The sequence below is a fragment of the Brevundimonas sp. genome (genome assembly GCF_030656255.1).
GTDB lineage: Bacteria > Pseudomonadota > Alphaproteobacteria > Caulobacterales > Caulobacteraceae > Brevundimonas.
Map to the genome: position 1 here is coordinate 1 of NZ_JAUSOE010000143.1, position 8,402 is coordinate 8,402.

8 protein-coding genes are annotated in these 8,402 nt (G+C 68.5%); 3 read left to right on the forward strand and 5 right to left on the reverse strand.

What is annotated here, in order from left to right; all coding sequences use genetic code 11:
- The 3 genes from Q7J26_RS14250 to Q7J26_RS14260 all read right to left on the reverse strand — a co-directional run.
- Positions 1–1,392 (reverse strand): cache domain-containing protein (locus Q7J26_RS14250; protein ID WP_304937062.1); only part of this gene is annotated, 1,392 nt, incomplete at its 3' end.
- A 96-nt stretch (positions 1,393–1,488) separates the two neighbouring features.
- The gene (gene trmB / locus Q7J26_RS14255; protein ID WP_304937063.1) at positions 1,489–2,190 is read right to left on the reverse strand and encodes a tRNA (guanosine(46)-N7)-methyltransferase TrmB; all 702 of its coding nucleotides are present in this window, start codon (positions 2,188–2,190) and stop codon (positions 1,489–1,491) included.
- A 114-nt stretch (positions 2,191–2,304) separates the two neighbouring features.
- Complete coding sequence (locus Q7J26_RS14260; RefSeq protein WP_304937064.1) at positions 2,305–2,667, reverse strand: endonuclease domain-containing protein; 363 nt, start codon at positions 2,665–2,667, stop codon at positions 2,305–2,307.
- A 183-nt stretch (positions 2,668–2,850) separates the two neighbouring features.
- Between Q7J26_RS14260 and Q7J26_RS14265 the strand changes: the two genes are divergently transcribed.
- From Q7J26_RS14265 to Q7J26_RS14275, 3 genes are all read left to right on the forward strand, one after another.
- Complete coding sequence (locus tag Q7J26_RS14265) at positions 2,851–4,323, forward strand: amidohydrolase (RefSeq protein ID WP_304937065.1); 1,473 nt, start codon at positions 2,851–2,853, stop codon at positions 4,321–4,323.
- Positions 4,323–5,663, forward strand: a complete 1,341-nt coding sequence (locus tag Q7J26_RS14270) for an amidohydrolase family protein (RefSeq protein WP_304937066.1) — start codon at positions 4,323–4,325, stop codon at positions 5,661–5,663. The genes Q7J26_RS14265 and Q7J26_RS14270 overlap by 1 nt, the downstream gene beginning before the upstream one ends.
- Positions 5,664–6,062: 399 nt before the next feature.
- A complete protein-coding gene (locus Q7J26_RS14275) occupies positions 6,063–6,554 on the forward strand; it encodes a hypothetical protein (protein WP_304937067.1) in 492 nt (163 codons plus the stop codon).
- A gap of 145 nt (positions 6,555–6,699) precedes the next feature.
- On the opposite strand, the gene Q7J26_RS14280 is transcribed toward Q7J26_RS14275, so the two are convergent.
- Together Q7J26_RS14280 and Q7J26_RS14285 are read right to left on the reverse strand one after the other, a co-directional pair.
- Positions 6,700–7,629 (reverse strand): CPBP family intramembrane glutamic endopeptidase, encoded by a 930-nt coding sequence (locus Q7J26_RS14280; protein WP_304937068.1) that lies wholly within the window; start codon positions 7,627–7,629, stop codon positions 6,700–6,702.
- A gap of 23 nt (positions 7,630–7,652) precedes the next feature.
- Positions 7,653–8,132, reverse strand: coding sequence for a MarR family winged helix-turn-helix transcriptional regulator (locus Q7J26_RS14285; protein WP_304937069.1), 480 nt, complete (start codon positions 8,130–8,132; stop codon positions 7,653–7,655).
- Positions 8,133–8,402: the final 270 nt, after the last annotated feature.

Here is an 8,402-nt window from a genome sequence, read left to right on the forward strand (position 1 = left end):
GGCCCGCGCCGCCTCGACGCCGGCGTTCAGGGCCAGCAGATTGGTCTGGAAGGCGATCTCGTCGATCACGCCGATGATCTGGTTGATCTGGCTGGACGAGGATTCGATCGCCTGCATGGCCTGGACGGCGTCGCGGACGATGACGCCCGAGGTTTCCGCGTCGCCCTTGGCGGACTGAACCACGTCAGAGGCCTGACGCGCGCCCGAGGCGGTCTTGTTCACCGTGGCCGTGATCTCGTCCAGAGCGGCGGCGGTTTCTTCCAGACCCGCAGCCTGCTGTTCGGTACGGCGCGACAAGTCGTCGGCCGCCTGGCTGATTTCGCCGGCGCCCGAGCGAATGCCCGCTACATTGCCGAGGATCACCCCCATGGCCTGCTGCAGCTGGGCGATGGCGGCGTTGAAGTCGGTCTTCAACTGGGCCGCCTTGGGCGTGAACTCGGTCTCGATCCGATAGGTCAGGTCGCCGTCGGCCATGGCCGACAGACCCTGGCCCAGGGCCGTGATGGTGATGCGGTCGGCCTCGGCCTCCTGGGCCTTTTCGGCCTCGCGCGCCGCGCGTTCCTGTTCGCTCATCGAGCGGTTCGACAGGGCCTCGGCCTCCAGCCGGTCCTTCTCGATGGCGGCGTCGCGGAAGATGGCCAGGGCGGCGGCCATCTGGCCGATTTCGTCCCCACGGGCCACGCCCGGAATGTCGCTGGTCTTGTCGCCCTGGGCCAGGCCGCGCATCCGCCGCTCCAGAGCCACCACCGGAACCGACACCGACCGGCCGATGAACCAGCCCGCCGCCCCGACCGCCAAGGCCACCAGCAGAGCCATGGATCCCAAAGCGAGCGCCGCCTTGCCGACGGCCGCCGCGATCTGGTCGGTATAGACGCCCGAGCCGATCACCCAGCCCCAGGGGGCGAAACCCTTGACGTAGGAAATCTTGGGCGAGGCCCCGTCCTGGTTCGGCTTGGCCCATTGATAGTCGACGAAGCCCTCGCCGTCCTTCTGAACCACGGCGACGAATTCCCGGAACATCAGCACGCCGTCGGCGTCCTTGTTCTCGCTCAAATCCTTGCCGTTCAACGCCGGCTTCATCGGGTGCATCACCATGGTGGGATGCATGTCGTTGATCCAGAAATAGTCGTCGTCGCCATAGCGCATGGCGCCCACGGCGGCCTTGGCGGCCTCCTGGGCCTGAACCCGGGTCAGGCGCCCGGCCTGTTCCTCGGCCTGATAGTGGGCGACGACGCTATAGGCGATCTCGACAGACTTCTTGGTGCGGTCGGCGATGTCGTCGCGCATCACGGCGTCCAGCCGCATCAGGGACAGACCCGTCACGACCAGAAGGCCCACCATGGTCACCAAGGCGAGGAGATTGATCCTGCCGCCGATCGTCAACGCCTTCATGGTTCCGCCCCGTCATTTTACTTAGGGACCATTACTAATGAAGTTCGTTAAACACCCGTCTATGCTCAATCTACGTATAATCCCGTATGCGTCACATCAGGACTTGCGTCGGTACTCCAGGAAGATCGGCGCCGTGTCGCCCAGCTTCTTCTCTTCATAACGGGTGACCACATGGTCCGCCGGGGGAACGAACCAGTCCTGGTCCGCCGCCCCGATCCGCTCCAGCCCCGGCGTGCGCTCCAGCCGCTCCAGCGTCCATTCGGCATAGTCGCGCCAGTCGGTGACGAACCGCAGCGTGCCGCCCGGCTTCAGGATGCGGGCGAAGGCCTGGGCCGTCTCGTCCTGCAACAGGCGGCGCTTGTTGTGCCGGGCCTTGTGCCAGGGATCGGGAAACAGGATCAGCACCCGGTCCACCGAGGCGTCGGGCAGGGCGTCGACCAGGTCGCGCGCGTCGTCGGCGTGGATGCGGACGTTCTTCAGCCCGCCCTCCTCGACATGGCGAAGGGCCGAGGCGACGCCGTTCAGGAAGGGTTCGCAGCCGATCACCAGGGCGTCGGGCCGCGTCGCCGCCTGGGCCGCCATATGTTCCCCGCCGCCGAACCCGATCTCCAGCCACACCTCGGCCGCCTCGGGCATCATCGTCTTGGGGTCCAGCGGACCGGCCTTGGGATCCGGCACAGCGATCATCGGCAGCAGGCTGTCCATCAGCGCCGCCTGACGCGGCTTGATCGGCCGCGCCTTGATCCGGCCGAACGACCGCAGCGGCCGGTCGAGATGGGGGTTTTCGTCGTCGTTCATGCGCGTGCCGTTAGCGGTCGGGGAAACGCGCGTCCAGAAGATCTCACCTCCCCGTTCGCGAAGGCGAATGGGGAGGACAGGTCGCGTCAGCGACCAGGAGGGGGCGACACCGCCCTATCCCGCGTCTCGTCGCGCGCGCACCACCGCCAGGATGAAGCCCAGCACGCCCTCAAGTTCGTCTTTCACATGGATCGCTTGCACGCGGACAACCTTCACGCCGCGCTCCCCCAGCCACGCCGTCCGTCGCTGGTCGTGAGCGACCTGTTCCGGCTGATCATGAACCGCGCCGTCCACCTCGACCGCCAGCTTCGCCTCGGCACAGTAGAAATCGAGAATATACGGACCGATCGGATGCTGCCGACGGAACTTGCAGCCGTTCAGGCGGCCGGCCCGCAGCGCTGTCCAAAGCCGGGCTTCCGGCGGAGTCATTAAACGGCGAAAAGCCTTCGCCCGTGTGAAGCTCAGACCGTCGGCCACCGTCTCGCCCCCTCCTGACCGCTGCGCGGTCTGTCCTCCCCATTCGCCTTCGCGAACGGGGAGGTGATGACCGTATCGCATTCCCAAAGAACATCGAAATCTTTTGACGCCTCCGCCAGATGCCCCTCCTATGACGATCGCAAGACACGTCGGGCTGGCGTGTCGTCGGGAAAAGGGGATCTGATGATCGGACATCATCTGCGAGGCGTCAGCCTCGCGGCCATAGGCTTTGCTGTGCTCGGCCTGTCGGCCTGCGCCACCACGGGCGCGGACTCGGAGGCCGCCGCGCCGTCCAAGGACAAGACCCTGGCCGCCGGCCTGGATCCGGCGACCACGCTGAACCCCTATCCGTCCACCTATCAACCGTTGCCGCGCGAGAATTTCGCCGTGGTCGGCGCGACCGTACTGACCGGCACAGACCGCAAGATCGAGAACGGCGTGGTCGTGGTCACGGACGGCAGGATCGCCGCCGTCGGCGACGCCTCCACCCCCGTGCCCGCCGGCTATCGCGTGGTCGAGGCGCGCGGCCGCTATGTCACCCCCGGCGTCATCGACGTCCACAGCCACCTGGGCGTCTATCCGTCGCCCGGCGTGCAGGGCATGAGCGACGGCAACGAGGCCACCAGCCCGAACACCGCCCAGGTCTGGGCCGAACATTCTCTGTGGCCCCAGGATCCGGGTTTCAACACCGCCCGCGCCGGCGGCGTCACCACGCTTCACATCCTGCCCGGCTCGGCCAATCTGTTCGGCGGCCGGGGCGTGACGATCCGCAACACGCCGTCCATCACCATGCAGGGCATGAAGTTCCCGGACGCCCCCTATACGGTCAAGATGGCCTGCGGCGAGAACCCCTCGCGCGTCTATGGCGGCCGTAACCAGAGCCCGGCCACCGGCATGGGCAATATGGCCGGCTATCGCGCCGCCTTCATCGCCGCGCGCGACTACAAGGCCAAGTGGGACAAGTGGCGCGAGGACGGCGAGGGCGCGGCCCCGACCCGCAATCTTCAGAGCGAGACCCTGGTCGGGGTGCTGGACGGGTCGATCCTGATCCAGAACCACTGCTACCGCGCCGACGAAATGGCCATGATGATCGATATGGCCAAGGAGTTCGGCTACCGCATCACCACCTTCCACCACGCCACCGAGGCCTACAAGCTGGCCCCGCAACTGGCCGCCAACGGCATCTGCGCGGCCATGTGGACCGGCTGGTGGGGCTTCAAGATGGAGGCCCTGGACGCCATCGAGGAGAACGCCGCCCTGGTGGACGCCCAACAGGGTTCGTGCGCCGTCATCCATTCCGACGACGCCGAACTGACTCAACGGTTGAATCAGGAGGCCGCCGCCGCCCTGTCGGCCGGCCGTCGCGCCGGTCTGAACATCTCGGAAGAGCACGCCATCGGCTGGATCACCTCCAACGCCGCCAAGGCCATCGGCATCGCCGACCAGACCGGCTCGCTGGAGGCCGGCAAGCGCGCCGACGTGGTGATCTGGAGCGCCGATCCCTTCTCCATCTACGCCCGCGCCGATCAGGTCTTCATCGACGGCGCCCTGACCTTCGACCGGACCAACCCCGCCTATCAGCCGACCAGCGACTTCGAGCTGGGCCAGCCGGGCTATGGCCTGACCGCCGCCAACGTCGCCGAAGGAGCCCGCTGATGCGTCTGTCCCACATCCTCGCGGGCGCCGTCGCGGCCCTGTCGCTGGCCGCCCCGGCCCTTGCTCAGGACACCGTCGCCATCGTCGGCGGCCGCGTCCTGACCGGAACCTCGGTCATCGAGAACGGCACGGTCGTCCTCCGTGACGGCAAGATCGTCTCGGTCGGCTCAGGCAGCGCCCCCTCCGGCGCCCGCGTCATCGACGCGACCGGCAAGGTGGTCGCCCCCGGCTTCGTCGCCGTCGATTCCGGTCTCGCCGGGACCGAGGTCGGCGCCGTCAGCGGCACCAACGAACTGCGCAACAGCGCCAACACCCTCAGCGCCGCCTTCGACATCTCCTACGGCCTGGACCCCTGGTCCTTCACCCTGCCGGTCGCCCGGCTGGGCGGCATCACCCGCGCCGTGGTCGTGCCCCAGCACCCCGGCTCGTCCGGCGGCCATGTGCATGAGGACGAGACGGCCGGCGCCGGCGACGGCGGCTATCAGACGCCGGGCCTGTTTGCGGGTCAGGCGGCGATCATCGACCTGGGTCAGGATGCGAACATCCTGGTCAAGCCGCGCGTGGCCATGGTCGCGCCGTTCGGCGAGGCCGGGGCCGACATCGCCGGCGGCGCCCGCGGCGCCCAGTTCGTCCTGTTCAAGGAAACCCTGGCCGAGGTCCGCCTCTACGCCCGCAACAAGTCCGCCTATGAGCGGGCGGGCCTGCGCGACCTCAGCCTGTCGCGCGCGGACCTGGAGGCCCTGATCCCGGTCGCCAACGGAACCCTGCCCCTGATCGTCAGCGTCCACCGGGCGTCGGACATCCAGCAGGTGCTGCGTCTGGCGCGTGAGGAAGGGATCAAGCTGATCCTGGACGGCGCCGAAGAGGGCTGGCTGGTCGCCGGCGACATCGCTTCGGCCGGCGTGCCCGTCCTGCTGAACCCCATCTCCAACCTGCCCAGCGATTTCGAGATGCGGGCGGCGCGGATGGAGAATGCGGCGGCCCTGAACGCGGCCGGGGTGGTGATCGCCATCAAGGGCAACGAGGGCTCGACCCACCGCGCCCGCGAGGCCCGCTACAACGCCGGCAACGCCGTCTCGCACGGCCTGCCTTACGGCGCCGCCATCGCCGCCCTGACGGTCAATCCGGCCCGGATCTTCGGCATGGCCGGACACTTCGGCCAGATCGCGCCGGGTGCCGCCGCCGACGTCGTGGTCTGGTCCGGCGACCCGCTGGAGCCGCTCAGCCAGCCCTCGGCCGTCTTCATCGACGGCGTCGAACAACCCCTGACCAGCCGCGCCCTGCTGCTGCGCGACCGCTATCGTCAGCAGACGCCGATGCCGCCGGCCTATCGCAACTGACGGCGGCTAAAGCCTGAACGACCAGGGCGGGACCGCAAGGCCCCGCCCTTTTTTCATCTCCTCCCCCTCTGGGGGAGGTGGATCGGCGCATAGCGCCGAGACGGAGGGGGTGCGTCTGCGCGGCGCGTCTTCCCTTGCGGACCGCTGCGATGCGGGTCCAAATGGTTGGCTGACGACTGCGGGAGGGCAGACGATGTCGAAACTGAGCCTTGCCTTGTGGGCGGCCCTCGCCACCTTCCTAATAGGGACTTTCCGGACCAGTTTTCCGGCTGAATGGGGCGGACGCCCCGCCCTGTTCGCCCTGGTCGTCGTGGCCGTTCCGACGCTCGCCTGGACCATCGAATACATACGTCGGCGGCAGCGCCTAGGCGACAGACGCTAGATCCAGACCGGCCAGGCATGCCGCTATTCCGAAACCCCTGGCTACAGGCCGTGCTCCTGGGCGCAGGCCTGTTCGCCCTATCCCTGATCATCAGAGTGGCGGCCAACATGGTCGTCGGCAGCTTCACCGCCGGCCCCGGCGCACCGGACGGCATGGTCGCAGCCCAGGATACAGTCTCGCAGTTCGCCTATGGGTTTTTCCTGGCCGTGCTGCTGCCTGCGGTCATTGAGACGCCGCTGGTCGTCTGGGCCATTCGGCGCGCCCGCGACGACGCCCCCGGCCTCGGGCTCGCCGTCATCATCGCGATCATTGCGGCGCTCGCCTGGCTGTTGCACGGCATGAGCCCCGGCTCGCTCGGCCAGGCGACCGCCTTCGCCGTGATGGCCTACGCCGCCTGGGGTTGGTCGCGACGGCTGGGACGCCTTCGAGCCTACGCCTTGCCGACCCTGTCGCACGCCGTCTGGAACGGCATCGGCCTGGCCCTCTTCATGGCCAAACACCCCGTATGAGCGCACGCTCGCGCGCCGTCATCCGAGGGCCGATCCCTGCGATCCAGACCCGTTGTCTGAGGGGCGGAGGAATGTCCGGGTGACGGGCTCGGTCGTCGTGATTGGGCCGGGCGTCCATCCCTGGCCCATTGGGAGCCGCTGTCACCTAAGGGCGTTTGGCGAACTGCCCGGCGCGCCAGGCCAGGACCATCACCGCCAGCCCGACGGCGGTGCAGACGACCAGGGCGGGCAGCGAGGCCTCGGGGCCAAAGGCGCCGCCGGTCAACCATTCGGGCAGGCCCGGACGCGCCGTGCTGCTGGCGATGGCCGGCCCGAAGTCCCCGCCGCTGACGGCCGCCCCGAACAGATAGCCCTGGGTGAAGTTCCAGGCCGCATGAACCCCGATCGACACCCAGATCCGGCCGGTCAGGGCATAGAAGGCGCCCAGCATGATCCCGGCCTCCAGGGCGATGCAGATCGCCGCGAACGCTGTGGCGTTGGGATTGGCGATATGGCCGAACCCGAACAGGGCGGCCGAGACGGCGAAGGCGATCCACGGCCCGAAGGCCCGCCACACCAGGCGCAGCAGTATGGCGCGGATCATGATCTCCTCGACCACGCCAGATTGGACCGCGCGCCCGGCGGCGGTCCAGACCGAGGCGGCCCCCAGGCTGCGGATCTCATAGAGGTCGAACCCCGCCATGATCCCCATTACGGCGGCGAACATCGCCGACCCGATCAACAGGCCGACGCCCAGTTCCGGCAGCATGGGTTTCAGCGCGATCTCCGACGGCCTGCGTCCCTCGGCCAGCCACACCGCCAGGGCGTAGACGGCCAGCGCCACCAGCGCCCCCGCCAGATTGGCCACGAACCTGGCCGCATCCGTCTGCGGCAGCAGCTGGCCCAGAACCTCAATCGTCGGCAGGGCGGCCAGGGCGACCAGAAAGAACAGGGCCACGGCCCAGCCCACCGCCCGCAGCCAGCGTAACGGCCCCGGATGCAGGAACCGCCGCTCGCCCAGTTCCAGGGGGCGAACCCCCTGACCGGCCGTCAGAATACGCGCCGCGCCGGCGACGGAAAACAGGGTCGAACGCATGGAGGCTCCTCGGGCGTCGATCGTCACGCCGGTTCAGTTCGGGTCTTGGCCGCATCGGCGATACGTGCGCCGAAGGGGCGGCGGTGCAGGGCGTCGACGGCCTCGCGCAGCACCTCGGTCAGGGGCGCTGAAAGTTCGGCGTCCAGTTCCGCAGCGGCGGCGTTGGTCGCGGCCTGCTGGCGTTCCAGGGCCGGGATCATGGCCTTGGTCGCCGGCGTCAGCACCACGATCCGCTCGCGCGCGTCGGCGCCGGGCGTCAGGGCGACCAGCCCCTCGCGCGCCATCTGCGACACCGTCTGGCTGGCCGCCGAATGGCTGACCCCCGCCTCGCGCGCGATGATCTTGATCGAGGCCGGCCCCACCCGCTTGAGGGCCCGCAGCACCGGCGTATAGCGCGGCCGCCACGCCAGTCCGGCCACGGCATAGGCGGCCTCCACCTCCCCGTCGAGCAGGTCGATCAGACAGCGCATCAGAGTGCCGAGGGTGGGGGCGGTCGAGGACATGAGGTCAATATATAAGCCCTGTTATATTTACGCAAGAGCGGCTTTTCTTTCGTCATTCCGGGCGAAGCGGAGCGGAGACCCGGAACCCAGCGGCGCCGAAGGCGAAATCCATCCGCCGCACGATGTTTAAGATCGAGTCCGCGACAGGTTCGCGCTCCCGCGCGCCGCTGGGTTCCGGGTCTACGGGCCAAGAGGCCCTTCGCCCGGAATGACGAAAGAGAGAAGGCAGCGACCCAAGGTCCATCAACCCCGTCTCCTCCCCCTCTGGGG